20 protein-coding genes, 2 tRNA genes and 2 rRNA genes are annotated in these 25,016 nt (G+C 48.7%); 21 read left to right on the top strand and 3 right to left on the bottom strand.

Annotated features, from left to right (window positions below; genetic code table 11):
- The 13 genes from PUE40_RS02780 to PUE40_RS02720 form a co-directional block, all read left to right on the top strand.
- Positions 1-101: ribosomal RNA gene (locus tag PUE40_RS02780) — 23S ribosomal RNA — on the top strand; the annotation flags it as partial.
- A gap of 69 nt (positions 102-170) precedes the next feature.
- Positions 171-287: ribosomal RNA gene (gene rrf / locus PUE40_RS02775) — 5S ribosomal RNA — on the top strand.
- A 7-nt stretch (positions 288-294) separates the two neighbouring features.
- A tRNA-Glu gene (locus PUE40_RS02770) sits at positions 295-369 on the top strand.
- Between the two features lie 49 nt (positions 370-418).
- Positions 419-501 (top strand) — tRNA-Leu (locus PUE40_RS02765).
- A 707-nt stretch (positions 502-1,208) separates the two neighbouring features.
- Complete coding sequence (locus PUE40_RS02760; protein WP_277671838.1) at positions 1,209-1,520, top strand: HIRAN domain-containing protein; 312 nt, start codon at positions 1,209-1,211, stop codon at positions 1,518-1,520.
- Between the two features lie 212 nt (positions 1,521-1,732).
- Complete coding sequence (locus PUE40_RS02755) at positions 1,733-3,535, top strand: FAD-dependent oxidoreductase (protein ID WP_277671837.1); 1,803 nt, start codon at positions 1,733-1,735, stop codon at positions 3,533-3,535.
- The gene (locus PUE40_RS02750) at positions 3,516-3,677 is read left to right on the top strand and encodes a hypothetical protein (protein WP_277671836.1); all 162 of its coding nucleotides are present in this window, start codon (positions 3,516-3,518) and stop codon (positions 3,675-3,677) included. The genes PUE40_RS02755 and PUE40_RS02750 overlap by 20 nt, the downstream gene beginning before the upstream one ends.
- On the top strand, positions 3,670-3,942 hold the full coding sequence (locus tag PUE40_RS02745) for a 4Fe-4S dicluster domain-containing protein (RefSeq protein WP_154553957.1): 273 nt from the start codon (positions 3,670-3,672) through the stop codon (positions 3,940-3,942). The genes PUE40_RS02750 and PUE40_RS02745 overlap by 8 nt, the downstream gene beginning before the upstream one ends.
- A 226-nt stretch (positions 3,943-4,168) precedes the next feature.
- A complete protein-coding gene (locus tag PUE40_RS02740) occupies positions 4,169-4,945 on the top strand; it encodes a basic amino acid ABC transporter substrate-binding protein (protein ID WP_235898189.1) in 777 nt (258 codons plus the stop codon).
- A 100-nt stretch (positions 4,946-5,045) separates the two neighbouring features.
- Complete coding sequence (locus PUE40_RS02735; protein WP_235898190.1) at positions 5,046-5,720, top strand: amino acid ABC transporter permease; 675 nt, start codon at positions 5,046-5,048, stop codon at positions 5,718-5,720.
- Positions 5,707-6,429: an amino acid ABC transporter ATP-binding protein gene (locus tag PUE40_RS02730; protein WP_277671835.1), complete on the top strand. Its 723-nt coding sequence runs from the start codon at positions 5,707-5,709 to the stop codon at positions 6,427-6,429. The genes PUE40_RS02735 and PUE40_RS02730 overlap by 14 nt, the downstream gene beginning before the upstream one ends.
- 36 nt (positions 6,430-6,465) lie before the next feature.
- Complete coding sequence (locus PUE40_RS02725; protein ID WP_277671834.1) at positions 6,466-7,761, top strand: L-cysteine desulfidase family protein; 1,296 nt, start codon at positions 6,466-6,468, stop codon at positions 7,759-7,761.
- A 399-nt stretch (positions 7,762-8,160) separates the two neighbouring features.
- Positions 8,161-9,111 carry a 2-hydroxyacid dehydrogenase gene (locus tag PUE40_RS02720; protein ID WP_277671833.1) on the top strand — a complete coding sequence of 317 codons (951 nt, stop codon included), beginning with the start codon at positions 8,161-8,163 and terminating at the stop codon, positions 9,109-9,111.
- A 104-nt stretch (positions 9,112-9,215) separates the two neighbouring features.
- Here the strand turns inward: PUE40_RS02720 and PUE40_RS02715 are convergent, their stop codons facing one another.
- Together PUE40_RS02715 and PUE40_RS02710 are read right to left on the bottom strand one after the other, a co-directional pair.
- Positions 9,216-9,743, bottom strand: a complete 528-nt coding sequence (locus tag PUE40_RS02715; RefSeq protein ID WP_206157294.1) for a nitroreductase family protein — start codon at positions 9,741-9,743, stop codon at positions 9,216-9,218.
- A 121-nt stretch (positions 9,744-9,864) separates the two neighbouring features.
- On the bottom strand, positions 9,865-10,761 hold the full coding sequence (locus PUE40_RS02710) for an oxamate carbamoyltransferase subunit AllH family protein (protein WP_277671832.1): 897 nt from the start codon (positions 10,759-10,761) through the stop codon (positions 9,865-9,867).
- 356 nt (positions 10,762-11,117) lie between these two features.
- On the opposite strand from PUE40_RS02710, the gene allB (PUE40_RS02705) reads away from it, so the two are divergent.
- The 5 genes from allB (PUE40_RS02705) to PUE40_RS02685 all read left to right on the top strand — a co-directional run bounded on the left by allB (PUE40_RS02705) (position 11,118) and on the right by PUE40_RS02685 (position 18,622).
- Positions 11,118-12,491: an allantoinase AllB gene (allB, locus tag PUE40_RS02705; RefSeq protein WP_277671831.1), complete on the top strand. Its 1,374-nt coding sequence runs from the start codon at positions 11,118-11,120 to the stop codon at positions 12,489-12,491.
- A gap of 33 nt (positions 12,492-12,524) precedes the next feature.
- Positions 12,525-13,886 carry an NCS1 family transporter gene (locus PUE40_RS02700; protein ID WP_154553965.1) on the top strand — a complete coding sequence of 454 codons (1,362 nt, stop codon included), beginning with the start codon at positions 12,525-12,527 and terminating at the stop codon, positions 13,884-13,886.
- A gap of 332 nt (positions 13,887-14,218) precedes the next feature.
- A complete protein-coding gene (gene allB, locus PUE40_RS02695; protein ID WP_277671830.1) occupies positions 14,219-15,622 on the top strand; it encodes an allantoinase AllB in 1,404 nt (467 codons plus the stop codon).
- Between the two features lie 65 nt (positions 15,623-15,687).
- Positions 15,688-17,061, top strand: a complete 1,374-nt coding sequence (locus PUE40_RS02690) for an NCS1 family transporter (RefSeq protein WP_277671829.1) — start codon at positions 15,688-15,690, stop codon at positions 17,059-17,061.
- A 217-nt stretch (positions 17,062-17,278) separates the two neighbouring features.
- On the top strand, positions 17,279-18,622 hold the full coding sequence (locus PUE40_RS02685) for a radical SAM/SPASM domain-containing protein (RefSeq protein WP_277671828.1): 1,344 nt from the start codon (positions 17,279-17,281) through the stop codon (positions 18,620-18,622).
- A 67-nt stretch (positions 18,623-18,689) separates the two neighbouring features.
- On the opposite strand, the gene PUE40_RS02680 is transcribed toward PUE40_RS02685, so the two are convergent.
- A complete protein-coding gene (locus tag PUE40_RS02680) occupies positions 18,690-19,583 on the bottom strand; it encodes an alpha/beta hydrolase (RefSeq protein WP_277671827.1) in 894 nt (297 codons plus the stop codon).
- A 412-nt stretch (positions 19,584-19,995) separates the two neighbouring features.
- On the opposite strand from PUE40_RS02680, the gene allE reads away from it, so the two are divergent.
- The 3 genes from allE (at position 19,996) to PUE40_RS02665 (ending at position 25,004) form a co-directional block, all read left to right on the top strand.
- Positions 19,996-20,781, top strand: a complete 786-nt coding sequence (allE, locus tag PUE40_RS02675; protein WP_154553970.1) for a (S)-ureidoglycine aminohydrolase — start codon at positions 19,996-19,998, stop codon at positions 20,779-20,781.
- 104 nt (positions 20,782-20,885) lie between these two features.
- Positions 20,886-21,938, top strand: a complete 1,053-nt coding sequence (gene allD / locus PUE40_RS02670; protein WP_277671826.1) for an ureidoglycolate dehydrogenase — start codon at positions 20,886-20,888, stop codon at positions 21,936-21,938.
- 54 nt (positions 21,939-21,992) lie between these two features.
- Positions 21,993-25,004: a bifunctional FdrA/YlbE family protein gene (locus tag PUE40_RS02665; protein ID WP_154553971.1), complete on the top strand. Its 3,012-nt coding sequence runs from the start codon at positions 21,993-21,995 to the stop codon at positions 25,002-25,004.
- The last annotated feature ends 12 nt before the right edge of the window (positions 25,005-25,016 follow it).

Here is a 25,016-nt window from a genome sequence, read left to right as displayed (position 1 = left end):
AATGGTAAGACCCGTGAGAGACTATCACGTTGATAGGCCAGAGGTGTAAGTGCAGTAATGCATTCAGCTGACTGGTACTAATCGGTCGAGGACTTGACCAGATGGTTTAGATGGCCAGTAGATATTATTCAGTTTTGAAGGTACAGCCTTCAAAAAACAAATAAGGAAAATCCGGTGATTATAGCAGAGAGGATACACCTGTTCCCATCCCGAACACAGAAGTTAAGCTCTCCAGCGCTGAAGATACTTGGCGGGAAGCTGCCTGGGAAATTAGGAAGTCGCCGGTTTTTCTAAGGCCCTATGGTCAAGTGGTTAAGACACCACCCTTTCACGGTGGTAACCCGGGTTCGAGTCCCGGTAGGGTCACCACTACCCCGCTTGCAAAAGCGGGGTTACTTTTTACAAAGAATACTTTTGCGCGCGACTGGCGGAATTGGCAGACGCACTAGATTTAGGTTCTAGCGGGAGACCGTGGGGGTTCAAGTCCCTCGTCGCGCACCATAAAACCCTTGAAACAAATGAGTTTCAAGGGTTTTTTTAATACAATTTTCGTTTGTAACGGCGTATTAGCCTCGGATGCCGGATTAGATAAAGAAAGAGAAGCCTGTGCCGGGCTCCCCATAGCCCGGCTGGCTTCTCTCATTTTGGACACGCCCTCTAGAAATTCGTTTTCCAGCATTCATCATATTGCTCGGCATAGTAAGGGTCAATCTTACAATAATACTCATGTGCATTGTATTTTTTAGGGTGTTTCCGTTTGCGTTCTTCTTCCAGCTTTTTCACGTTTACCCATTTCCCGTCAATTTTCTGAATATTTGGACCCCAAATATATAATAATACGATTAATCCGAACAACAACATCGTTTTCACCTTCCTTTCAATAATGCATAGCTTGAAACCCTTATATATCAAGGTCTACAAAGGCAAGCCGTTTATCGGCGCTTTAAAGTGGGTGTTTTTACTTTTATACCTTGATTTTCTTTATTATATTACGTATTTCGCAATAGTCAATGTAATTATTTCGATTTAGGAAATACATTCAACGATGCTCTTGCTCATCGTCAAGCTGGGGTTGCTTTCCGGAGAATTGGGTAAGTATTTTACCAATAAGGGCACTTTCACACAAAAGTAGTTTAAACACCTTCAATTCGGCGTTACAATATAATCAAGTTAAGGAACGAATACCAGAAGCATTTGGAGGGATTGAAATGGATAAGATTTATTTTACGATTACCGGAACCAGCTACCGATACGGAACGGAGCTGTTTGAAAAAGGAGATCGGGTGATGCTGAAAAAAGAACCGGATAACAAATACGATCACGAAGCAATCCAGGTGAAGGTACCGGGATTGGGTGTGATTGGATATGTGGCGAACAGCGTTCCCACCGTTCTTGGGGAATCGTACAGTGCGGGACGCCTGTACGATAAAATCGGCGATGAAGCGGAAGGAAAAGTAATTCGTATTCTGCCGGAGGCGCTGCTGTGCGTGCTGTGCGACGAATGGGAAAGTATGAAATAAAAGTACTGTCAACATGTTTGTTCTCATTTTTTTAAACTCTCTTAACGGATGACCTGTCGGAATCCCATTCGGCAGGTCATTTGTTTTTGCAAAAAGAAGAAAAATTATATAATTAAATATTGTATTTTGCAAAATCCGATGATATAATCATAACATCGAAATCCGGATAAAATATAATTGCGAGAAATATAGTTTTTAGGAGGTTTGCAACGATGAGTTTACATAAATGGCCTTATGCAAATGAAATCGGCCGGGAAGAGCATTTGGAATGCGATGTTCTGGTACTGGGCGGCGGTCTTGCGGGATGCTACGCAGCAATTGCGGCAGCTCGTAAGGGACAGAAGGTAATCCTGATGGAAAAGGGTGCGACGAAGCGTTCCGGTTCGGCGGGAAGCGGATTCGATCACTGGGAATCTGCGTGTACCAATCCGGGGAGTCAGGTGACACCGAAAGAGGTTGCAGAAGCCTATATCGATGAGCAGGATCATTACAGCAACGGAATTGCCCACTACATCGAATGCCGGGAAGGCTGGGATCGCCTGCTGGATATGGAAAGCTTTGGCGGAAAGATTCGCGATACGGAAGATGAGTTCAAGGGTGCGGAGTTCCGTGATGATGAGACGAAGCTGATGTATGCTTACGATTACACGAACCGTTATACTTTGAGAATCTGGGGCTCCGGATTCAAGCCGGCACTCTATAAGGAGTGTCAGAAGCTGGGCGTGAAGGTTCTGGACAGAACGGAGGCCACTTCTCTTCTGACGAAGAAGAAGGGTGATAAAATTATCGGCGCAGGCGCCTGCGGTATGAATGTGCGTACCGGCAAGTTCTACAGCGTTTCGGCGAAAGCCACCATTCTGGCGATGTCCCGTCCGGCCAGAGTATGGCTGTTCAATGCGGATCTTCCTGGACTTTGTGAATTCCGTCCGTTCAACAGTATCGGAAGCGGACATGCGATGGGCTATCGTGCCGGCATGGAATTCACTATGATGGAGAAATCCGTTCGGGGGGAATTCTCCGCGGCAGGAAGAAGCTATCCGCCGTACAGCACCGGTAACAATCACAATACCTGGTATGGAGCCACGATGGTGGATGCCAGAGGCGTGGAGATTCCGTATCTGGATAGAGACGGAAATGAACTCAAGAGCGTTTCGGAACGCTTCAACCCGGCAAAGGGACAGAAATTCTTCCTGAAGGGCGGTGTAATCGACGAAGCGAAATACGAATACCGGGGACCGGAAACGATGCCGTTCGAAGAACTGGCGAAAAGAGGATACAAGCTGCCGTTCTATGCCGATCTGAGCAAAATGCCGGAGATGGAAAGAAAAGTTATTTGGGGCATGATGGTTGGTGAAGAAGGAAGAACCAAGATTCCGGTACTCAAGTACTATACCGAGAAGGGATTCGATCCGGAGAAACACATGCTTCAGAGCTACGGAACCGGCTGGCAGTCTGCGAATTTCCTGGGACAGGAGAGACAGCTGTTCGGTGCGCCGGGTGGTGTGATTACCGACTGGAACTTGATGACCAATATCGAAGGTGTGTATGCGGCCGGAGATCAGCTGTACGCAATGGACTGCGGTGGAGCGGCATCCGCTACCGGTTATTATGCCGGACGAAAAGCAGCGGTGCACGCTTCGGAAATCGCTCCTGTTGAGTATGATAGGGCGCAGGCAGAAGCGGAAAAAGAACGCTTGCTGGCACCGCTTTACACCGAAGAAGGATATTCCTGGAAGGAACTGAATTTTGCGATTTCCAAGTGCATGCAGAACTACTGTGCAGAGGTGAAATGCGAAGAGTTGCTGAATGAAGGCCTGGATTTGCTGAATACCTACAGCGAGGACATCGTACCGAAGCTGCACTGTGAGAATCCGCACGATCTCATGAGAACCCACGAAGTGCTGGATATTTTGGATGTATCCAAGATGATTCTGGAAGCATGCAAGATGAGAAAGTCCAGCTCCGCTGTGCTTCCAGCGGAGCGATTATCCGGAAATGGATCCGGAAGAGGATAAGAAATTCCTTACCATCCGTCTGGAGAACGGAAAGGCCGTTCGCGGAGAAATTCCGCACGACTATTACGGCGACGTAGAGGAAATGTACGAGAAATATAACCGGGATTATATCGAGGAGGAGGCACCGAAGTATTATGAGTAATAAAGAGTTGTTTGCATCGGAAGTACCGTGCAGTGCAAATCCGATCACATATAATAAAGAACTTTGCATCGGCTGCAATTCCTGCACCAATGCATGCCCGATTGACGTTCTGGTTCCATCGGAGGTAAAAGGACAATCGCCGGTTGTAATGTATCCGGGGGAATGCATTTACTGCGGAGCCTGCGTTATGGAATGCCCGGTGGAGGGCGCCATTCATTTGGAGCATCCGCTGATCAACCGGACGAAATTCGTCCCGGTGAAATAGTATTAATATCAATACCTTTACATATACCTACATTTTCAAAAGGGCGGAATCGAGGAAGATTCCGCTCTTTTTCCTGTGTTTGAAAAAAGAAACATGAAAAATGGCTTTTTCTGTAAAAAAAGCCAAAATAACTATTGCATAATCATGCGAAAACGTTTATAATTATGAAAAAGGTTAAGAACATGTTTAAGAACATTTAAGATTATATTTGAGGAGGATGGAAAACATGAAAAAGAAAGTAACCTTGGTGCTGGCGGCACTGCTGTCCGTAGGAATGATTCTGTCGTTGACAGCATGCGGCGGTGGAAGTGATAAGGAAACGGTAAGCTATAAGGTGGGAACCGAACCGACATTCCCGCCGTTTGATACCACCGATGAAGATCAGAACATCGTGGGATTGGATATGGACCTGATTAAGGCCATCGGCAAAGACCAGGGCTTCGAGGTGACCTTTGAGAACCTGTCCTTTGACGGTCTGATTCCGGCACTCAAGGCCGGTAACATCGACATCGTCGCAGCGGGAATGAACAAGGACGATAAGGAAAGACAGAAGCAGGTGGATTTCAGCGATGCATACTATGAATCTCAGCTGTACGTCGTTGTCGCAGAAGACAATAACGATGTCAAGAGCATTGATGATTTGACTCCGGATATGAAGGTTGCGGCTCAGACCGGAACCACCGGTGCGGAGAAGGTGAAGACCCTCAAGAAGGAAGGCAAGATTAAAGAAGCGGTAATCGTTGACGGTCTGGACACCGCCATGATGCAGCTGATTAACGGAGATGTTTCGGCCGTAATTAACGACAAGCCGGTTAACGAAGCGTACATGAAGAAGAAGCCGGATAAGGTAAAAATGGTTGGAAAAGCACTCAACGCAGAGAACTACGGTTTTGCCGTTGCCAAGGGAAATGATGAGCTTCTGGAAAAGATCAATAAGGGTCTTGCCAACATCAAGGAAGACGGCACCTACGACAAGCTGGTAGATGAGTGGTTCAACAAGTAGTCGATGAACTAGACACTCGAATTTTGAAAAATTGCAATTGACCTTCTGGCCCGGAGAACTGTTCGGGGCAGAGGTCAATTTCTGTTCAGGAGGAATTATTTTGGCAGATTATTTACATGGAATTGCGGTCGCGGCCCAGGGCGTGCCCACCACATTGATCATTTCATTAGTAGCGGTGCTGGCCGGATTGATTATCGGTCTTTTCGTCGCTATTGCAAAAATGTCCAAACATCGGATTTTGCGGGGAATAGCAACGGTCTACGTGGACGTGCTGAGAGGTACACCACTGATGGTTCAGGTGCTCATTCTGGCATATGGCTTGCCTCAGCTGCTGAAATCCAACTTTGGATTTCAGTTTAATTGGACCCATTTTATCATCGTTGGTTTCATCGCCTGCGGAATTAACAGTTCCGCGTATATGGCAGAAATCATCCGAAGCGGATTGCAGGCGGTGGATATCGGTCAGACGGAAGCCGCGCGTTCCTTGGGAATGAGCAGCCGTATGACCATGCGGTATGTCATCGTCCCTCAAGCTTTCAAAATCATCGTTCCGGCCATGGGCAACGAATTCATCGCCCTGATTAAGGAAACGTCAATCTTGTCGGTTGTAGGCATCGTAGAAGTGACACGACAGGGCACACTGTGGGCATCTTCCAGTTTCCTGTCGTTCCAAGCGTACTTCGGAGTGGCTGTGATCTATTTAATTATGACATTGACGTTGGCAAGACTGGTATCGTTTGTAGAGAGGAGGCTGGCACAAAGTGATCGAGGTTAAGAATCTTGAAAAATCCTTCGGAAAAAACCACGTGCTGCGAGGGATTAACGAAACAATCAATGAGGGTGAAGTGGTTTGCATCATTGGACCTTCTGGTTCCGGTAAAAGTACGTTTCTTCGCTGTCTGAATCTGCTCGAGCAGCCGACATCCGGCGAGGTGATTCTGGATGGCGAGAAAATCAACGCACCGGATCGAGATATCGACAAAATCCGAGAGAAGCTGGGCATGGTATTCCAGAATTTCAATCTCTTCCCGCATATGAGTGTGCTGGACAACATCACGATGGCCCCGATTAAGGTAAAAGGACAAGCGCGCGGCGAAGCGGAAGCGGAAGCCCGGCGCCTGCTGGATGTGGTGGGTCTGCTGGACAAAGCGGAAGCCTATCCGTCTTCTCTTTCCGGGGGTCAGAAGCAGCGTGTGGCCATTGCCCGGGCGCTGGCGATGAAGCCGGAAATCATGCTGTTCGATGAACCGACTTCTGCACTGGACCCGGAAATGGTGGGCGAAGTTTTGGCCGTTATGAAGCAGCTGGCGGAAGACGGCATGACCATGGTCATCGTTACCCACGAAATGGGATTCGCCAGAGAGGTAGCGGACCGCGTGCTGTTCATCGATGGAGGCGTAATTCTGGAACAGGGAACGCCGGAAGAAATATTTGGAAATCCGCAGAATGAGAGAACACAGACTTTCTTGAGTATGGTATTATAAGGACATACTACCGATATAATCAAGGAGGGAACGTGTATGCATCCATTAACTGAATTGATTCGAAACGACATGAAACCGGCGCTGGGCGTGACGGAGCCGGGCGCCATTGCGTTTGCCGTCTCCACGGCGGCATCCTATCTGACCGGCGACATCCGGGAGGTCACCCTTCGGATGAACAGCGGCATGTACAAAAACGCCTTCACCTGCGGAATCCCCAACAGCAGTCATTACGGGAATCTGTATTCGGCGGCATTGGGAGTGGTGGCCGGTAAGCCGGAGCTTGGGCTGGAAAGCCTGCGCGACGTGACAGAAGAAGACAACCGGAAGGCAGAGAATTTGGTGGCACAGAATCGGGTGCATGCGGAGATGTCCGAAATTTCCAGCCGAATCCATATCGAAGCCACGGTTCAGACGGAATCCGGCACGGCCACGGTAAAAATCCGGGATTCTCACACCAACATCTTGTGGGTGGAGGTGAACGGAGAGGTGGTTTTCGGCCAAAAAGAAGGTTGCCGTGCAGAGGCGCCCGAGGCACCGGAGGAGACCGAAGGGGAAGCGGTTCCGCTGATTCATCGGTATACCCTCCGGGAAATGTTGGAATACGTGGAAACCGTTCCGGCGGAAGAGATTGCATTCATTCGGGATGCTTTTGCCATGAACATGGAGCTGTTCCGAAAGGGGATGGACAGCGACCGGACGCCGTATCTTCACTATTTATTGGAGGCCAACGGGGATGCGCTCTTCTCGGAGAACGAGTCGGCGACGGCATCCCTTCTGTGCAACGGTGCCATTGAATCTCGAGTGATTGGCTTGGATGCACCGGCCATGAGCATTACCGGTTCCGGTGCCCACGGAATTATCGCCACCATGCCGCTGTACGGAGTAGCAAAGATTCGGGGGCTGTCGGAGACCGAGCTGTGTCGGGCGACAGCGCTGAGCTATTTGATTTGCATGTATATCAAAGAATATTCCGGACGACTTTCCGCATTCTGCGGCTGTGCGATCGCAGCCGGAAGCGGGATGGCCTGCGGACTTGTTTTTATGAACGGAGGCGGGGTGTCGGAAATGGACAAATGCCTTCGGAATATGGCGTCCAGCATTACCGGAATGATTTGTGACGGCGGAAATCACGGATGCGCCATGAAGGGAATTGCGGCTTGCGATGCGGCATTTCGATCGGCAGATCTGGCGATGGCCGGGATTTCAATTGAGGATATCCATGGAATTAACGGGAAAACGCCGGAGGAAACCATGAGAAACATGGGGCGGATTGCGTCGCCCGGAATGGTGGGCACCGAGAAGACCATTGTGGAGATTATGAGCGAGAAATAGAGTTCGATAGTGTACGTGTGCGATTGCAGAACGAAACCCGGGACGAATGCGTCCCGGGTGTTTTGTTTTGCGGCAACAACAAAACCCGGGATGTACTGGCATCCCGGGTTTTGTCTGTTAAAAGAAAGGTTGCTTTCGCATGGTTATGTTTCGAAGGGTTTCTACTGGTAAGCCTTCGAGATTCTATCATTAGTATGAAAGGAGAAGTTTCAACTAATTTCGCTATTATAATAACAAATGATTAAAAATAAGTCAACCTATTTTTTATAAAAGATTGTGATTTTTTTCCGCAAACGCATAAGAAGGATTAATAAGTGTAGGACGGCCCAATCGGTTAACCTTTTCGGGGAACTGTGCTATAATGACCCTAGTTTTATTGAAAGCATAAGGAGGCAGATTATGAAAATTGTTCTCATGGAACCCCTCGGAATTTCGCAGGAGACGCTGTCCGCGTTGTCGGAAAAGCTCACTGCAGAGGGACATACTTTTACCGCATATGACACGGTGACCACGGATACGCAGGAACTGATTGAAAGAGCCGGAGATGCGGAGGTGCTGATTATCGCGAACCATCCGCTGCCGGGAGACGTCATCCGAGCAGACGAGAATCTGAAAATGATTTCGGTGGCGTTTGTGGGTATCGATCACGTGGATGTGGAAGCCTGCAAGGAGAAAGGCGTTCTGATTTCCAATACCGGCGGTTATTGCAACGATGCGGTGGCAGAGTTGGCCGTAGGACTGACGCTGGATTGCCTGAGAAATATTACTGCGGGGGACGCTTCGGTACAGGCCGGAGGCGGCAAAGCGGGACTGCAGGGCCACGAGCTGGCCGGCAAGACCGTGGGCATCGTGGGAACCGGTGCCATCGGCTGCAGAACGGCGGAAATCTTCAAAGTATTCGGATGCAAGCTGATCGGCTACAGCCGCAGTGAAAAGCCGCAGGCAAAGGAACTGGGTATCGAATACATGCCTTTGAAGGATGTTATGGCGAAGGCGGATATCGTATCCGTACACACGCCGCTGACACCGGAAACTCGCGGTCTGATTGGTGCGGAGGAAATCGGTGCCATGAAGCAGGGCGGAATTTTGATTAACACGTCCAGAGGTCCGGTGGTGGACACGGATGCACTGGCGGCGGCGCTGAAAGAGGGGAGAATCAAGGCGGGAACCGACGTATTTGAGAAGGATCCGCCGCTGCCGGAAGATCATCCGCTGCTGGGCGTTCCGAATCTGGTATGCACACCGCATGTGGGCTTTGATACCAGAGAATCCATCGACCGACGTGCGGAAATGGTTTTCGAGAACATCACAGAATGGATGAACGGAACTCCGGTTCGGAAAATGCTGTAACCGTTTATAACGTGAAAAGAAAAAATCGCCTGCCGTATGCACAGTTCGGCAGGCGATTTTTTGGCTTGATAAATTCAATGGCTGGTAAAACTCCTGTAGAGAAATTACCATCTCTCGGCGTGCACCTTGTCACAAGGCAGCTCCGGCAGCTCGTGTGCAGTCGGGGCCTCGTCGATGTGACCCATGACCAGCAGTGCTTCCACATTCTGGTTGTCCGGTGCACCCAGGCGGCGATTCACGAATTCTTCCGCAGAAACGCCTTCCTCGTTGGACGGACGGAGTCTCAGCTGCAACCAGCAGCTGCCCAGTCCCAAGTCGGACGCCATCAAATGCATCCACCCCATAACCAAGGAACTGTCCTCGATGAAGGTGTCGGTGACATCACTGTCGGAATATACTGCAATCGCAGCGGTTGCGGTTTCCAGCATCTTGGCACCGCCCTTTCGGCAGTTTACCAGATCTCTCAGTGTCTTTTCATCCCGAATGGTGACGAAAGACCACGGCTTCAGTCCTTTTCCGTTCGGAGCAAGCATTGCAGCCTGGAGAATTTTGTTGAGTTCCTCGTCGGTAACCGGTTCGCTGTTGAATGCACGGACACTGCGACGATTTTCCATCATTTCAATCAGACTCATAATCCTACTTCCTTTCATTTGAATTTATTTGGTTGATTTATTAGGCAAGTTCATTGTATCACATTTTCTGAAAATCGGTTGACACATTTTCAAAAAAACACAAAGAATTCACATTTCAACTTTAACGGGTAAAGTTGTCCAGTACCCACAGCATTCCGCACAGTGTGTCGATGCCGGAAGAATGGCCGATGTGCAGGAAGGATTTGGCATAACCGGTAATTTCGCCGATTCCGCGGTCGGCCGCCTGCAGCAGGTGAATCGCCGGCTCGCTGTATTCTCCCCGCAGCGCGGACTGGAGAAATTCGCCGCTGATATCGTTGGTGGCGAACAGATTCTGCTGAATCCGCCGGTGGAGCATCCGTGTAAAAGGAATTTTATCCTGCCCCGTCGTCTGGAGCATGGCCAGCACGCCACAGAGAAAATCATCGCCGGAAGGTGTCAAGCCGGTCCCTAGTCCCAAAATGCGTCCCAGAGAGATAGCGGCCTTTTCCGGTTCTTCGTTCTGAAGAAACTCTTCCGTTTCCTCAATGTACTTACGGGCACCTTGGAGAATGAAATCTCCTTTTAGGTGAGGGTCATCGTTGAAGATGTAAGCAAATCCGCTTTTGCCGGATTCCTGAATCACCTTGTCGATGCAATCACGAAACGTGCTGCCGATGGCGACGTGGGAAATGGATGCGGAATAATGTGCGGTGGCATTTTCAACATGAATGAGAATCAGGGAATCCTTGCAGTGGATTTCAATGTGATCCGGATATACAAAACAAGGCGCATTCTGTGTCACCGAAAGTGCGTCCATCTGACTTCCGTTCAGAGGTAGGCTCAGGCTGATGGGCGACAAGGGAGAATCCGCACACTGCAATGCCAGCAAAGCGTCCGGAAACTGCAGATTGATGGTGTGCCGATATACGGAATGGACCCGCCCCCGGTAAGGAGAACCGTGGTCCTGAATCTTTTTAAAGCGGCGAAGAATCGAATCAGAAGTTTTCAGCGCATCGATGCGAGTAGGAGTATTCATGTTGCGATTGCCCTTTCAATTTATTTCGTAATGTTAGTTTCTTTTTTGAATAATTCAACTATGCTTATAGTACCATTCCGTAGGGGAAAAATCAAAATATAAAAAAACTTAATGAAATGTGAAGGTGGTATTCATTTTTTGGAATGATTAATATCACAAAAATAACACATTTCTATTGATTAATCGAAATCACTCATGTAAAATATAAACATCAGAAAATTAAAATTTGGTTGACCGAATTTTGAAATTTTTAAATAAGCCGTTAGAAATTTTTATAGGCGGCAAAATCGGATGAGGGAAAAGGACGACCTCATTCAGGTTGAAGATATTGATCTTTTTAGAAGGAGGATTGTATTATGTATGATCTGCTGATTAAGAACGGTAAGCTGGTAACACCGGAGTTGGTGCAAGAAGGAAATGTTGCGGTAAAAGATGGAAAAATCGCCGCAATCCTGGCAGTTGGGGAAGAACCGGAAGCGACTCGAGTAATCGATGCACAGGGGAAATTCGTCTTCCCGGGCGCAATCGACACTCATGCACACTTGAACGATCCGGGATACGAATGGAGAGAAGACTACGAACACGGTACGGCAGCGGCGATTCTGGGAGGATATACCACTGTAATCGATATGCCGCTTCAGAACGAGCCGGCATTGACCACACCGGAGCTTTTCGACAAGAAAGAAGCAAAGGTTAGTCCGAATGCGTTCTCAGACTATTGCTTCTGGGGCGGACTTGTTCCGGATAATTTCGATCAGCTGGAAGCACTGGATGAGAAGGGCGTTGTAGCATTTAAGTCCTTCCTGGGACCGGTATCCCCGGATTATGCTTCCCTGACATACGGACAGGCATACGAAGCAATGAAGATTATCAAGGGTTTTGGCGGAATGGCCGGATTCCATTGTGAAGACTACAGCATGATTAAAGAAGGCGAAAAGGCAATGAAGGAAGCCGGCAGACTGGATTGGCAGGGATTCCTGGATTCCAGAACCGTTGCCGCTGAAATGGTTGCCACCGAAGCGGTCATTGCCATGGCAGAAGAGCTGGAATGCCGTGCGCACATCTGTCACATCAGCCACCCGGCAGTAGCCGAAAAGGTATTTGAAGCTCAGATGGAAGGTTATCCGATTTCTGCAGAAACCTGCGGCCATTACCTGACCTTTGTGGATCAGGATACCCTGGACAACGGACCGATGTTCAAATGCGCACCGCCGCTCCGTTCGGAGGATGCTCGCGAAGGAATGTGGGAATATGTAGAAAACGGAACGTTTGCCGGACTGGCATCCGACCACTCCCCATGCTCTTATGACGAGAAGTTCAACGAGATTCTCGGAAACAAAATCGAAAACGTATTCGATGTATGGGGCGGAATCAGCGGAATTCAGAGCTGCGTACAGGCCATCTTCTCCGAAGGTGTTGTAAAGAGAGGAGTGGATCCTTGCTCTCTCGCAAACGCTTGGGCAAAACTTCCGGCGGAGGCATTTGGACTCTACGGCAAGAAGGGTGATATCAAGCCGGGCTTCGATGCCGACCTGGTAATCATCGATCCGGATAAAGAATGGGAAATCACCGCAGACTCTCTGCTCTATGTGAACCCGATTTCCGCATTCGTTGGTCTGAAGGGACAGGGCCTGCCGGTATGCACCATCCTGAGAGGAAATGTGATGGCAGAGGATGGAAAAGTTGTTGGTGCAAAGGGCACCGGTGAACTGGTTAAGCGAATCCGCTAGGATTTGATGATATTAATTAAGGAGATTTAAAGTATGAGTATTGTAGAAAACAAGAATTTGAACCCGGAGCTGGTTGCAAATGTCCACGAGGATTTGCAGCCGACCAAGGAGAGAATCATGGGTTCCCTGTCCTACACCGCGTCCTTCCTGGGCGGTTGTGTATCCATCGGAACCTTTTCCATGGGTGCCAGCCTGATCGGTGTGCTGACCATTACCCAGGCTATTCTCGCCATGGCAATCGGCTGTCTGGTAATCGCCGTTGCGCTGGTTTTGATCGGTAACTGCGGACACAAATATGGAATTCCGTATATCGTGCAGCTGAGATCTTCTTTCGGTACCGCCGGCGTAAAAATACCGGGCGTGCTGCGTGGCCTTCCGGCAATCGTATGGTTCGGCTTCCAGTCTTGGGTTGGTGCCGGTGCCATCAACAGCTGCTTCAAGATTCTGTGGGGATTCGACAATCTTCCGGTAATCTTTGCACTGTTCACAATCCTGCAGGTTTCCCTGGCAATTAAGGGATTCCACGGAATTAAATGGCTGGAGAACTTCTCCTGCGTATTCATCGTTGCAATTCTTGCGTACATGCTGTACATTGTAAATACGAAGTTCGCGGTAGATATCAGTTCTTCCTTCGCCGGAATTAAGGGAACTTGGGGAATGCCGTTCTGGGCAGCGACCACTTCCTTCCTGGGCATCTATTCCACAATGATTATCAACGCTTCGGACTATTCCAGAAATCTGAAGGATGAAATTCGCCCGGTTAAGACCGGAAGCATTTATGCCATCGCAATTCTGCCGGTAACCCTGTTCATGGGTCTGATTGGATTGCTGGTAACCGCTGCAACCGGAAATTCCGATCCGGTAGTGGTATTTTCCACAACCATGGGAAGCAAGTTCCTGACTGTTGTAACCCTCCTGTTCATTGCATTTGCACAGGTTACGACAAACGTACTGAACAACATCGTTCCGCCGGCATACGTTCTGATGGAGTCCTTCAAGATGAAGTGGACTCACGCAACCATTCTGGTTGGTATCCTTTCCGTATGCGTAATGCCGTGGAAGCTGGTAACTGCGGACTCCGCTGCCGGACTGTCCCTGTTCACCAAGTTCTACTCTGCATTCCTGGGACCGATCTTCGCCGTAATGGTGGTAGACTACTACATTCTCAGAAAGAGTCAGCTGGATATCAACCTGATGTATGATAAGGAAGGTCCGTTCAAGGGCATCAACTGGGCGGCAGTAATCGCTATCGTACTGGGATCTCTGACTTCCGTATTCGTAATGGATCTGTCCTGGTATGTCAGCCTGATTCCGACCGGTGTTATATACTACATTCTGATGAAGGTCATGAAGAGTGCGGCTCCGTTCCGTACCGGAACCATCTTTGACAAATAGACATCCATAGGCATTTGACATATATAAGAAAACGAACCCGATTTGCAGTGATGCGAATCGGGTTCGTTTTTCTATTATTCGCTATTACAAGAACGGCCAAAACCGATGATAGATATTGAAAAAACGAATTATTAAAAGAATTCAACAATTAAACTATTTCTTTAAAAATAGAAAACAAATTGTATGAAAAGGAAAGCTTTTAAGGTGTTGCATTCAATGTGTAATTCATGTATTATTTATGTGAAATATATTAAATATGGGTTGACCTAAATTTTAACCCCTATTAAAAAGATATTAATTCCGATTTCAGAATTAATAGAAGGAGAGATATTATGTATGATCTTTTAATCAAAAACGGTCGTCTCGTAACACCGGACCGCATTTTTGAAGCGGAAATCGCAATTCAGGATGGAAAGTATGCAGCATTCCTGGCACCGGGCACGGAAGTGGACGCAAAAGAAGTAATCGATGCAGAGGGAAACCTGGTATTCCCGGGAATCATCGATTGCCATGCGCATCTGAATGAGCCTGGATTCGAGTACAGAGAAGATTTCGAAACCGGTTCCAGAGCCGCAGTTGTTGCGGGCTGCACCACGTTAATTGATATGCCGCTGAACAACGATCCATCTCTGATGAACAAAGAAATTTTTGATATGAAGATGGGCAAAATCAGCAAGCATTCCTATGTGGACTTCGGCCTTTGGGGTGGTCTGGTAGGAGACTTCGATGATGCTCCGGATTCGGTAAAGAATAATATGGCAGATCTGGAAGATCTTCAGAAGCTGGGCGTTGCTGCATTTAAGGGATTTACCTGCCCGAACGGACCGCTGTTCCCAACCGTGAATCTGGGAAATGTTCGGAAGGCGCTGGAAATCCTGAAGCCATACAATGCGCTGTGCGGTTTCCACTGTGAAGAGTACGGCCAGGTTCTGGAAATGGAAAAAGAAGCGAAGGCAAAGGAAGGCCTGAGCAGAGATGAAAAGATCCGTGCATTCCTGGATTCTCACGATGTATGGACCGAGTATGTAGCAACAAAAAATGTCATCGATATGGCAAGAGCAACCGGCGGAAGAGTTCATATCTGCCATGTCAGCCATCCGATGGTTGCACAGGTGGTGAAGGATGCGCAGCACGAAGGTCTGCCGATTACCGCAGAGACTTGCCCGCACTACCTGGGACTCACCGAAGATTTTGTTTTTGAAAAAGGAGCTCCGGCAAAGTGCACTCCTCCGATGAGAAAGAAAGAGGATATGGAAAAGCTGTGGGATTACGTTCTGGACGGAACCCTGTCCTGCATCGGTAGTGACCACTCTCCGGCAGCCGATGAGGAAAAGGACAATGAGACCAGAGACATCTGGAAGGCATGGGGCGGTCTGAACTCCATTCAGTACTTCCTGCCGATGATGTTCGACATGGTAGTTCATCAGAAGAATCTGAGCCCAACGCTGATTGCAAAGGTCATGGACTACAACCCGGCGAAGATTTTCGGATTCTACGGACGCAAGGGTGCATTTGAACTGGGATTCGACGGTGACGTTGTAATTCTGGATCCGGAAAAAGAATGGAAGTGCGAACAGGATAAGCTGTACACAAAGGGTCACGTGAGCTGCTTCGACGGTTTCGAGGGCAAGGGTACACCGACCTGCACCATTATCCGCGGCCGGGTAGTTGCGAAGGATGGCAAGTATCTGGAAGAAGCAAACGGTTACGGCGAGTACGTAACACCGATTCAGTAATTTACCGATTTCCTTTCAGGGGACGGAAATTAAATATGTATGATTTTATTTGAGGAGATTAAGCAATGAGCAACGAAAAGAATCAGGAAGTTGTCCAGAAGAAACAGGACGACAGCATTCGCCCGATTCCTTGGGAAAAGAGAACGATGAATTGGGGATCCAACACCATGCTGTGGCTGGGTGGATGTATTTCCATTGGAACGCTGGCAATGGGATCTGCACAGATGGAGACAGGACTGAACCTCCTGCAGCTCTTCCTGGCAGTGCTGATCGGTTCCACTATTCTGGTAATCGGTATCGCAATGAACGACCAGTTCGGTTACACCACCGGTGCACCGTATTCCGTTCACTTGAAGAGTGCATATGGAACGAAGGGTAACATTCTTCCTTCCATGCTGAGAGGTCTTCCGGCTATCGTATGGTACGGATACCAGACATGGCTGGGTGGTGCCGCAATCAACAACATCGTTAAATTGATTTTCGGTTATGACAATATTTGGCTGTGGTTCATCGTATTCCAGGTGGTACAGATTCTGCTGTCCATCAAGGGATTCCAGGGTGCAAAGTGGGTTGGAAACATCGGCGGAACCGTAATCGTTTTCGCAATGATTTACCTGCTGTACATCTGCCTGACCACACAGTGGGATGTGATTTCCACGAACCTGATGAACAAGTCCGGAACTTGGGGTCTGCCGTTTGTTGCTGCAATCATCGCATTCTTTGGAAACAGTACAACCGTAATGCTGAACGCTTCGGACTACTCCAGAGAGATGAAGCAGGGCTACAGCGCACCGGTAAGAGGTTTCTCTTACTTCATGGCAATGGTACCGGCTACCGTAATGCTGGGAATCATCGGTGCGATGGCTTCCACTGCAACCGGTATTGCAAACCCGATCAACGCTTTTGCGGAAATGGTAGACAACAAAGCCATCCTGGTTGTAACACTGGCATTCATCATCTTTGCACAGCTGTCCACCAACCTGGCAAGTAACGTTATTCCGCCGGCATACGTATTTATGGACACTTTCAAGATGAAGCATAAGACAGCGGTTATCCTGATCGGTATCCTGGCTGTTGCAACATGCCCATGGATTTTGACCAATGACAGCTCCGCAGCAGGTCTGTCCCTGTTCGTTAAGATTTACTCCGCATTCTTCGCTCCGATTTTTGCCGTTCTGATTGTGGATTTCTTCATTCTTCACAGAAGAAAGTTCACCGAAGAGCAGCTGGAAGATCTGTATGACGACAACGGATCCAAGAAGGGTGTGAATATGGCAGCAATTATCGCTACTGTAATCGGTGCGGTAATCGGACTGCTGAACGTAGACCTGTCCTTCTTCACGGCAACGATTCCGACCGGCATCGTATATTATCTGCTGATGAAGAACATGAAGTCTGTAGAAGGTTTCCGCAAAGGAACTGTCTTGGAGAAAAAATAAGCCATCAAAAATCATTTTTTCATACACCTGCAGAGAAATCTGCAACCCTAAAAAGGCTATCGCATATATGTGCGGTGGCCTTTTTAGGCAATTTAGGTGAAAGTGTTCGAATTCGAACACTTTCACTTTTTTGTCTAGTTAAATTAATGATAAAGTGCGATAGAATCATGACAAGAGATAAGAGAATTATTAAAAGAACTGCTAGGAGGTAGAAATCATGAAACTCGTACATTCATTAGAACAATTTGGTCTGGATCGGGCGATTGATATGGCATATAAGGATCCGGATAAGAATCTTATGAAGATTATGGACTGGGCAGATAAGTTTGCGGGAGACGATTTTGTCGGAGCGAGAAGAGCAATTCGGAAAGAGCTGGAGGACAAAAACAGTCCTTACCAGAAGTATATTACTCATATTATCAACGACATCAATCCGGATGTGGCGAAGACACTTCTGGGAAACTTTTTCCTGAACGCATGTCTGGCCGGATGGAAGAGAGAAGACGAACTCAGAAATAAATTAGACTGCAACATTCCGTGGGCAATTCTGATGGACCCGACCAGTGCCTGCAACTTGCACTGCACCGGTTGCTGGGCGGCGGAATACGGTAACAAGCTGAACCTTTCCCTGGAGGAACTGGACGATATCATGTGTCAGGGGAAGAATATGGGCGTGTACTTCTATCTTCTGACCGGCGGAGAACCGATGGTACGAAAGGAGGATATCATCAAGCTGTGCGAGAAGCACGATGACTGCGTGATTCTTGCTTTTACAAACGGCACGCTGATCGATGATGAATTTGCCGAAGAGATGCTTCGGGTGAAAAATTTTATCCCGTGCATTTCAATTGAAGGTTTCAGTGAGGCGACAGACAGTCGAAGAGGCGTGGGCGTATACGATAAGGTAATGCATGCCTGCGATGTTCTTCGCCGCAACCGGCTTCCGTTTGGATTCTCCTGCTGCTACACCAGTGCCAACTTCGAATCCATTACATCGAAGGAATTTCTGGACAGCTTGAAGGATGTGGGCGCTTTCTTCACCTGGTTCTTCCACTACATGCCGGTGGGAAATGATGCTTCGCCGGAGCTGCTGCCAACACCGGAACAGCGTGTGGAAACCATGAACCGCGTACGGAAGTATCGTGCGGAAAACCCATTATTCATCATCGATTTCCAGAATGACGGCGAATACGTTAACGGATGCATTGCCGGCGGAAGAAGATATCTTCACATCAATGCGAACGGCGACATCGATCCGTGTGCCTTCATTCACTACTCGGATTCGAATATTCGGGAAAAAACATTGCTGGAGGCTATGCAGAGTCCGTTGTTCATGGCATACCACAGAAATATGCCGTTCAACGATAATTACCTGAAACCGTGTCCGATGCTGGAGAATCCGGACAAACTGCCGAAAATGGTAAAGGAATCCGGCGCGCACTCGACGGATTTGGAATCTCCGGAAAGTGCAGAGCATTTCTGCGGAAAGACCGTCGCTTATGCGAAAAACTGGGATCCGGTGGCAGATAAACTCTGGGCAGAAAAATCGAAAATGAAATGAAGTGAGAATACCAAATAAAAAGACCATGCAGGAGCGGTACGGCTGTCCCTGCACGGTCGTTCTTTTTTTACAGATTTTTTTCCATAAATTGTATCGTGGCGTTCAGCAATTCATCGGTGAAAGGACTGTCCTCGTCTCGGTCGAAGTCATGATCCCCGGCGGCGGCGATGTATTTCTCCGGCCGATATTTGGATGAAAGCGCGTTGAATTCCGTGAAGGGCACATCGTTATCTCCGGTACTGTGGGCACAGAACAGGGGAGCCTGAATCCTGTCCTTGAGCCGGAGGGAGTAGTCGATAAAGAAGAATTTCTCCCGGCCGCTGTAGATTAGATCCTTCCAAAGTCCCTTTTGCCGGGCGTACACGTATACGCTGTAATGGGTTTCCAGCGGACCGGTGCAGTGGGGTTCCGAAGGAATCGCCCGAAGACAGCTTTCCGGCACTTCCGGTAGGGAATTATACCAGAGACTGGAAGCATCATACCACCCGTCCGTCAGGAAGCCGTATCCGTAATAGGACAGAATGCCGGCAGGTTTGACGGCAAGCTTTTCCGAGGCGCCGGTCAAAAGTGCCAGGTAGGCGCCGGCGGAGCGTCCCCACAGAAAATACGGAATCTCTCCCGGCATAAAAGTATTCTGCGTTTCGTCCTCCGTGACCAATCCGGCGGCGGTCAGCACTTCTTCATAGCGGTTGACGGAATCCAGCACATCCTCCAGAATTCCCGGAAGGGTCACCGCCGGAGCGAGAGGGTAATCCATTGCGGCAATCACATATCCTTTCTCGGTAAAAGTACGCAGGTGTTTTTCCGGCAGGTCCTCCCGGTTCCCGTAAAGGAGTCCGCCGCCGTGAAAATACAGCAGAACGGCCTTCGGAGAGACGGAATCCTCGTGATATACGGTGGCTTTTTTTGTGAAATCGTATGACGCGAACTCCGAAAAATCAATAATTTGTTTCTGAAGCATAGAAATGTCCTCCCGATATGCCGAGAATTTGTAAAAAAATCATCAGCACGTTATTTTTAGTAAACCTATAAATTTTTATGATGTTTCTTCTTCGGAATTTTACTCCATTTCAACGGTAATTGTCAAATAGTTCGAAAAAATGGTTCCGGCAACGAAGAATAGGGGGAAAACTGTAAAACTATACAATATGTTGAAAAACAAGGGGTTTAAAGAGAAAAGAACCTCATATTAAAAATAGGTTGTCCAAATTTTAGTGCAAAAATAATTAAATAATAGCTTGCAAAATGGGTTGAAAGGTGGCACAATTGAATTGTAAAAATTGGTTGACCACTTGCGGTTTGAAAAAAGAAAACCGCGGAAAGGATTCAACGTAACATTTTTTAACAGAGATAATGAAAGAGAGGTTATTTCAATGAGTTATCTGAACAACAACACTGGCTACAGAGAAACACTGCTGTCCACTAGATCCGTATGCAAGAAAGAGAATTACGTCATTCTGGAACCGGACGGCATCGTAAAGAATGCAATCCCGGGATATGAAAACTGTGACACCACAATTCTGGGTTCCCCGGCAATGGGCGCAGATTTCGCAGATTACATTTCCACCGTTCATCCGGGCGGCAAGAACGACGCCATCGGCGGAAACGGCATCGAGTCCTTCCTGTATGTAATTAACGGAAAGCTGACCGTTAAGAATGCAGATGAGGAAGCAGAGCTTACTGAGGGTGGTTACATCTACTCTCCGGCAGATAAGCCATTCAGCTTCGTTAACAACAGCGACGAGGATGCGTTCGTATACATCTACAGAAGAAGATACGCTGCACTGGAAGGTCTCAGCGCACACACCGTTGTTGCCAACATCAACGACACCGAGTGGAAAGAGTATGAAGGCATGGCAAACTGCCACAGCAAGGACTTCCTGCCGGCTGCAGAGGATTTCGGTTTCGATATGAACATGCATCTGCTGAAGTTCAAACCGGGTGCAAGCCACGGATACATGGAAACTCACATCCAGGAGCACGGAATGTACTTCCTGCAGGGTAAGGGAATGTATCGTCTGGACGACGAGTGGATTCCGCTGCAGAAGGGCGACTACGTATTCATGGATTCCTATGTACCGCAGGCTTGCTATGGCGTAGGTACCGAGGACTTCATCTACATCTACTCTAAGGACTGCAACAGAGACGTTGAGCTCTAGTTCAATTCTAAAGACGTTAATCCGGGCTTGCGCAGGCAGGCCCGGATGTCAATAAAAACAAATTGCATTGGGAAGAGATTCCCGAATAATGGGAGGTATCATAAGTGAAATTATCGAGAGAAGAACTGAAAGGCCTGATGAAGGGTAAACTCATGCAGGCAGGTCTGCACGAAGACCATGCGGAAACCACTGCAGAAATTCTGATGTGGGCACATGAGAGAGGTTATTATTCCCACGGCGCGGTTCGTGTAGAGTATTACAGCGAGAGAATCTTCAAGGGTGGCATTACTGTTGAACCAAACATTACCTGGAAGCAGACCGGACCTTGCTCCGGAATTCTGGATGGTGACAACGGCATTGGCTTCGTTGTTGCAAAAGAAGGTATGAAGAAGGCCATCGAGATGGCGAAGGAAAACGGTATTGCAGTAGTGGGAATGAGCAATCTGTCTCACAGCGGTTCCATCGGTTACTACACTGAAATGGCTGCGGATGAGGGCCTGTGCGCAATTTCTTTCTGCCAGTCCGATCCGATGGCAGTTCCTTACGGCGGCGCAGAACCTTACTATGGTACCAACCCGATTTCTTTTGCAGCACCGACTGCAGACGATCGTACGGTTGTATTCGACATGGCAACAACCGTACAGGCATGGGGAAAGATTCTGGACAAGAGATCCAAGCATCAGGAGATTCCGGCAGATTGGGCAGTAGATGAGCACGGTGCTCCGGTTACCGACCCGCACAAGGTGAACGCTCTGGTTCCAATCGCAGGTGCAAAGGGATATGGTTTGATGATGATGGTAGACATCTTCTCCGGAATTCTGCTGGGTGTTCCGTTCGGCGGTCACGTAAGCTCCATGTATCACGATCTGTCCGAAGGCAGAAGACTGGGTCAGATGCATATCGTTATCGATCCGGAAAGATTCTGCGGCGCAGATCAGTTCATGAAGACCATGTCCGCTTGCCTGGACGAAATCGGCGAAATCAAGCCGGCTCCGGGATTCGATAAGGTAAATTATCCGGGCGAGAGAGCAAAAATGAGAATGGATAAAGCGTACGCAACCGGTGGTGTGGACGTAGCGGATGAACTGGTGGAATACCTGAAGGGGGAACCGGTACATTTTGACAGATACGATCATAAGAATCGTTTTGCGGACTAATTATAGATAACATTGAAGCCGTAACTTTTTTACAGATAAACAAGGAGAGATTTAATGTTAAAGACAATCGTTAAAGCCGGAAGCTATCACGATTCTGTAACTCTGATGCTTCTGACCAATGAAGTTTCCACCGTTGAGGGTGTGAACAAGGTTTCCATCATGATGGCAACTCCTGCGAACAAGGACATCTTCAAGCAGGGCGGCCTGGAAACAGAAGAACTGATGGCAGCTACGCCGAACGACATGGTAGTCGTTGCAGACGTGGAAGAGGAAAGCGTTCTGGACGCACTGATGGAGAGAGTAGACGAGTACTTCGCAAAAGAAGGAAGCGCCGATGCGAAGAAGCAGGGTGCTCAGGCAGCAAAGTCCTGGGATCAGGCTCTGGCTCAGATGCCGGATGCCAATCTGGCAGTTATTTCCATTCCGGGTGCATATGCCGCACTGGAAGCGGAGAGAGCACTGGACGAAGACATGAACGTGTTCATGTTCTCCGACAACGTAACCATCGAAGATGAGAAGAAGATTAAGGATAAGGCGCACGAGAAGGGCCTGGTTGTTATGGGACCGGACTGCGGAACCGGAATCATCCAGAGCGTTCCGATTGCTTTTACCAACACCGTTAACCCGGGTTCCATCGGAATCATCGGTGCATCCGGTACCGGAATTCAGGAACTGACCACCATCATTGACCGTCTGGGCGAGGGCGTTACCAACGCAATCGGAACCGGCGGCAGAGATCTGTCTGCAGAGGTAGGCGGAACCACAATGCTGGATGTAATCGATGCCATGGAAGAGGATCAGACCGTTAAGGTGCTGGTTGTTATCTCCAAACCACCGGCAAAGGAAGTGGCAGATAAGGTTGCTGCAAGACTGAGCGTTTGCAAGAAGCCGGTTGTATGCTTGTTCCTGGGCGAGAAGCCGGAATATTACGAAGAGGGATTCTATCAGACCTATACGCTGGATGAGTGTGCTCGCCTGGCAGTAAGCCTGGTAAGAGGTCAGAAGGTAGAAGAGGGAACTGTTGATTGCGACAGAAGCCGGTTCTTCAAGAAGGAAGACAAGAAGACCATCAAGGCATACTATTCCGGCGGTACTCTGGCCGGAGAATCTGCAATGCTGATTAAAGAAGCACTGGGACTGCAGGATTGCGCTCATCAGGAAGGATTCAAGCTGAACGCAGACGGCAACGTGGTAATCGACTTGGGCGATGACGTTTACACACAGGGTAAGCCGCATCCAATGATCGATCCGAGAACCAGAGTAGAGTGCATGGAAGAGGCTGTGGACGATCCAAGCACCGGTGTCATCCTGTTCGACGTGGTACTGGGATACGGTTCTCACGAAGACATGGCCGGAGCACTGATTCCGGCAGTAAAGAGCCTGCAGGAAAAGGCTGCTGCTCAGAACAGAAATGTATTCTTCGTTGCAGAAGTATGCGGAACCAGAAACGACTTCCAGGGTTACGACGAATCCGTTGCAAAGCTGAAGGAAGCCGGCGTAATTGTGGCGGAAACCAACATGCTGGCTGCAAAGACTGCACTTCAGGCAATCGGATACGATTTCATTCCGGAACAGAAGGAAACTCGTCCGAAGCAGGTAAGAGAGTGCGAAGTATCCGCACCTTCCGAAAAGCTGGTGAAGATGCTCTCCAACAAGCCAAAGGTTATCAACATCGGTCTGAAGAGCTTTGCAGAAGTAACCGAGAAATTCGGCTGCGATGTGGTACAGTACGACTGGATGCCACCGGCAGGCGGAGATATCACTCTGATTAAGGCTCTGAACTTCCTGAGAAATTACGAAGGATTCGATATCGACGAAGCAAACCGCAAGGTAATCGCAAAGGTCGTTGCTGCTCAGCCGGTACTGAAAGACAACGTTCCGGCAAAGACGGTAATTCCGCAGCTGAACGAAAACAACGGAAAGGTAATCCTGCACGCAGGTCCGCCGATTGAATACAAGGATATGCCGGCAACCGTACAGGGTTCCTGCGTTGGTGCAGTGCTCTTCGAGGAGTGGGCAGACAACGAAGCAGATGCTCGTAAGCTCCTGGAGTCCGGTGAGATTCAGTTCGTTCCATGCCACCACTGCAACGCAGTAGGTCCGATGGGCGGAATCACTACACAGAACATGCCGGTATTCGTTGTTCAGAACGAAACCGATGGCAACTACGCATACTGCCAGATGAACGAAGGTATCGGAAAGGTACTGCGTTTCGGTGCATACTCTGAAGAGGTTGTAAACCGCCTGAGATGGATGAGAGATGTACTGGGACCAACACTGGGAAGAGCGATTCGTTCCCTGGATGGAGGTCTGGCAATCAATCCGCTGATTGCAAAGGCAATCGCAATGGGCGACGAGTTCCACCAGAGAAATATTGCTGCGTCCCTGTGCTTCTATAAGGAAATGGCACCGATTATCACCGACATGGATATGCCGCAGGATGAGAAATCTTCCGTAATGAAGTTCTTGGCAGACACCGATCAGTTCTTCCTGAACATCATGATGGCAACCGGTAAGGCAATCATGGACGGTGCGAGAACGCTGACCGACGGAACCGTTGTTACTGCAATGTGCAGAAATGGCGTAAACTTCGGTATCCGTATCGCCGGAATGGGAGACGAATGGTTCACCGGTCCGGTAAATACACCGCAGGGTCTGTACTTCACCGGTTATGACGGCGAGGATGCTTGCCCGGATATCGGCGACAGTGCAATTACCGAAACCGTTGGTGTCGGTGGAATGGCAATGATCGCAGCTCCGGCTGTAACCCGGTTCGTCGGTGCAGGCGGCTATGAAGATGCGCTGAACACCAGCAACGAAATGACCGAAATCACCATCGACAGAAATCCGAACTACATCATTCCGAACTGGAACTTCAGAGGTACCTGCCTGGGTATTGATGCAAGACTGGTTGTGGAAAAGGGAATTACTCCGGTTATCAACACCGGTATCGCCCACAAGATTGCGGGATTCGGTCAGATTGGTGCCGGTACGGTACATCCGCCGATTGAAGCATTCCAGAAGGCCGTTCTGGCTTATGCAAAGAAGTTGGGTTTTGAGGAATAATCTAATTTAAAG

This window comes from Mogibacterium kristiansenii (genome assembly GCF_029224645.1).
In the GTDB taxonomy this organism is placed as follows: domain Bacteria; phylum Bacillota; class Clostridia; order Peptostreptococcales; family Anaerovoracaceae; genus Mogibacterium_A; species Mogibacterium_A kristiansenii.
The sequence above is the reverse complement of the archived record's forward strand: the minus strand, read 5'-3'. Positions and strand labels throughout refer to the sequence as shown.

What these genes read in the sequence shown, in the direction of transcription:
- PUE40_RS02755 (WP_277671837.1), top strand. Translation starts at nt 1,733, where the DNA reads ATGAGTTTACATAAATGGCCTTATGCAAATGAAATCGGCCGGGAAGAG.
- PUE40_RS02680 (WP_277671827.1), bottom strand. Translation starts at nt 19,583, where the DNA reads ATGCTTCAGAAACAAATTATTGATTTTTCGGAGTTCGCGTCATACGAT.
- PUE40_RS02685 (WP_277671828.1), top strand. Translation starts at nt 17,279, where the DNA reads ATGAAACTCGTACATTCATTAGAACAATTTGGTCTGGATCGGGCGATT.
- PUE40_RS02710 (WP_277671832.1), bottom strand. Translation starts at nt 10,761, where the DNA reads ATGAATACTCCTACTCGCATCGATGCGCTGAAAACTTCTGATTCGATT.
- allB (WP_277671831.1), top strand. Translation starts at nt 11,118, where the DNA reads ATGTATGATCTGCTGATTAAGAACGGTAAGCTGGTAACACCGGAGTTG.
- allB (WP_277671830.1), top strand. Translation starts at nt 14,219, where the DNA reads ATGTATGATCTTTTAATCAAAAACGGTCGTCTCGTAACACCGGACCGC.
- PUE40_RS02715 (WP_206157294.1), bottom strand. Translation starts at nt 9,743, where the DNA reads ATGAGTCTGATTGAAATGATGGAAAATCGTCGCAGTGTCCGTGCATTC.
- PUE40_RS02725 (WP_277671834.1), top strand. Translation starts at nt 6,466, where the DNA reads ATGCATCCATTAACTGAATTGATTCGAAACGACATGAAACCGGCGCTG.
- PUE40_RS02720 (WP_277671833.1), top strand. Translation starts at nt 8,161, where the DNA reads ATGAAAATTGTTCTCATGGAACCCCTCGGAATTTCGCAGGAGACGCTG.
- PUE40_RS02700 (WP_154553965.1), top strand. Translation starts at nt 12,525, where the DNA reads ATGAGTATTGTAGAAAACAAGAATTTGAACCCGGAGCTGGTTGCAAAT.
- allE (WP_154553970.1), top strand. Translation starts at nt 19,996, where the DNA reads ATGAGTTATCTGAACAACAACACTGGCTACAGAGAAACACTGCTGTCC.
- PUE40_RS02690 (WP_277671829.1), top strand. Translation starts at nt 15,688, where the DNA reads ATGAGCAACGAAAAGAATCAGGAAGTTGTCCAGAAGAAACAGGACGAC.
- PUE40_RS02665 (WP_154553971.1), top strand. Translation starts at nt 21,993, where the DNA reads ATGTTAAAGACAATCGTTAAAGCCGGAAGCTATCACGATTCTGTAACT.
- PUE40_RS02745 (WP_154553957.1), top strand. Translation starts at nt 3,670, where the DNA reads ATGAGTAATAAAGAGTTGTTTGCATCGGAAGTACCGTGCAGTGCAAAT.
- PUE40_RS02760 (WP_277671838.1), top strand. Translation starts at nt 1,209, where the DNA reads ATGGATAAGATTTATTTTACGATTACCGGAACCAGCTACCGATACGGA.
- PUE40_RS02750 (WP_277671836.1), top strand. Translation starts at nt 3,516, where the DNA reads ATGGATCCGGAAGAGGATAAGAAATTCCTTACCATCCGTCTGGAGAAC.
- PUE40_RS02740 (WP_235898189.1), top strand. Translation starts at nt 4,169, where the DNA reads ATGAAAAAGAAAGTAACCTTGGTGCTGGCGGCACTGCTGTCCGTAGGA.